Origin of the sequence: Pseudoalteromonas sp. Z1A6 (assembly GCF_011378745.1) — a bacterium.
Lineage (GTDB): Bacteria > Pseudomonadota > Gammaproteobacteria > Enterobacterales > Alteromonadaceae > Pseudoalteromonas > Pseudoalteromonas arctica.
On the sequence record NZ_WTKW01000511.1, the window covers coordinates 1 to 2102 of the forward strand.

At 39.4% G+C, this 2102-nt stretch carries 3 protein-coding genes; 2 read left to right on the forward strand and 1 reads right to left on the reverse strand.

Annotated elements, in window-relative coordinates; all coding sequences use genetic code 11:
- Positions 1-44 precede the first annotated feature (44 nt).
- Both GQR46_RS19020 and GQR46_RS19025 read left to right on the forward strand, forming a co-directional pair.
- A complete protein-coding gene (locus GQR46_RS19020; protein WP_165742091.1) occupies positions 45-497 on the forward strand; it encodes a DUF302 domain-containing protein in 453 nt (150 codons plus the stop codon).
- A gap of 64 nt (positions 498-561) precedes the next feature.
- Positions 562-1065: a YetF domain-containing protein gene (locus GQR46_RS19025; protein ID WP_165742093.1), complete on the forward strand. Its 504-nt coding sequence runs from the start codon at positions 562-564 to the stop codon at positions 1063-1065.
- Positions 1066-1146: 81 nt separating this feature from the next.
- Here GQR46_RS19025 and GQR46_RS19030 read toward each other — a convergent pair whose 3' ends face one another.
- Complete coding sequence (locus GQR46_RS19030; protein ID WP_165742095.1) at positions 1147-1764, reverse strand: trimeric intracellular cation channel family protein; 618 nt, start codon at positions 1762-1764, stop codon at positions 1147-1149.
- Positions 1765-2102: the final 338 nt, after the last annotated feature.

Consider the following 2102-nt stretch of genomic DNA (forward strand, 5'->3'; position numbering starts at 1 on the left):
AGGAGCAATAACGCTCAGTATTTATATATTCAAACGGAGGCACTATGAAAACACTAAACATTATTTTTGGACTCGCATTACTTTTTACTATTACAAATGCTAACGCAGTAGAGGGGCTAATTTCAGTAAAAAGCCCATTAAGTGCAAAAGCCACAATGGATAAGTTTGAGAATTTGGCAAAACAAAAAGGGCTAAATATATTTGCACGAATAGATCACGCAGCCGGTGCTAAAAAAGTAGAGCAACAACTACGCCCAACAGAGGTTCTTATATTTGGTAATCCTAAAGGCGGCACACCACTTATGCAATGCGCACAAACAATCGGTATTGATTTACCGCTAAAAGCACTGGTATGGGAAGACGCACAATCGCAAGTGTGGTTAAGTTACAACGATCCTGCTTATATAGCTGCGCGTCATAATGCTGTAAATTGCCCAGCGGCTAAAAAAATAAGCAAAGTATTACACACACTTGTAACAACTACGGTTAAGCAATAAATTAAAAAAATGTAAGTAAATAACGAGCACTTACATTAAGCGTTAAAATAGAAAAGGAGCCATTATGTTTTACGATGACATGCAGGGGTTATTACGTGTACTTATAATTGGTGTGCTGGGTTATATAGCTCTGGTGTTTTGGCTGCGTATATCGGGTAAACGTACGCTTTCAAAGTGGAACGTGTTCGACTTTGTAGTCACCATTGCGCTGGGCTCTATATTAGCGTCTGTTATTATTTCTAAAAGTGTCCCGCTGTTTGAGGGCATTCTTGCCTTTATTGTACTAATAGGGCTGCAATACGCTATTACCTGGTTTAGTGTGCGCTCGTCACAATTTGCAGCGCTTGTAAAAGCAAAACCCACGTTATTATTAAGTAATGGCGAGTATTGTGATTCAGCCCTTAAATCACAACGGGTAACAAAGTCAGAAATTCGCGCTGCTGTGCGAGGCGCAGGTATTATTGCAATAGAAGAGGTAGCCGCAGTTGTGCTCGAAACAGACGGCAGCTTTAGCGTAATGCCACACAATAACAGTGGCTCTAAAACCGCGTTAAGCGATGTAGTGTGAGTATTAAATAGTAAGATCATTAAAGAGAAGACAGGCTTTATTGCCTAGCAGATTCAAGCCTGTCTCATATAACTATTTTATCTACTTAGCTGGTTCTAATAAACTAAACGTAGGTAAGCGCCATTTAAAGCGTATTGATGCCATACGTATTAAGTATCCCGCAACTAGGCTTACAATAATGCTTATGTTGTCGTCAATATTGTAATGGTGCAGCGCTAAGTATAAGCACGCTACAATTAGCGATACGCTGGCATACAACTCGTTGTGCAATACCAACGGCGCTTGACGACATATTAAATCACGCAGTAACCCACCAAATACGCCAGTAACAACCGCAGCCACAACACAAATACCATAGTGCAAGCCCATATTTAGCCCCACTTGACAGCCAATAATACTAAAGGCAGCTAAGCCAAGGGCGTCTAAGCGCATAAATATGCCTTTAAATTTAACTACCCACTTAGCAAGCCATGTAGTAACAATACCGGCAATACAAGTAATTAATAAATACTCAGGGTGCTGAACCCACGTAAGCGGGTAATTGCCAAGTAATATATCTCGTACGCTGCCACCACCAATTGCGGTCGCACTGGCTACCAGCACTACGCCAAACCAATCCATTTTCATTCGTCCTGCGCTAAGTGCGCCAGTCATGGCTTCTGCTGTAATACCAATAATATAAACAATCGTTAATAGCATGAGATAATCACTTGAAATATGTGCGTAAAAATAAAGGAGTGATTGTATAGATAAATGAGCTGAAAAACGAATGAGAAATCGTACTAAAAAAGCTTCATTCAGATAGAAATAACTAATGACAAAACCTAGTGTAAACAAGCTGTTAAGCTGGTGGGTAAATGCGCAGTGGTTGGTATGAATTAAAGGACATTTGGCCGCAATTGTTAAATTTCAATGCATAACATGCTTAAGTTAATTCATAAGGTGAAAAGGCTTGTGTAAAAGTGGACGTTCTTAATAATTGTTACATCTAAATAGATTATAGCTAAAACTTTTAGAAATATTTTGTTACAAGGTTC

Coding starts and splice junctions, on each gene's coding strand:
- GQR46_RS19020 (WP_165742091.1), top strand. CDS start 45: ATGAAAACACTAAACATTATTTTTGGACTCGCATTACTTTTTACTATT.
- GQR46_RS19030 (WP_165742095.1), bottom strand. CDS start 1,764: ATGCTATTAACGATTGTTTATATTATTGGTATTACAGCAGAAGCCATG.
- GQR46_RS19025 (WP_165742093.1), top strand. CDS start 562: ATGTTTTACGATGACATGCAGGGGTTATTACGTGTACTTATAATTGGT.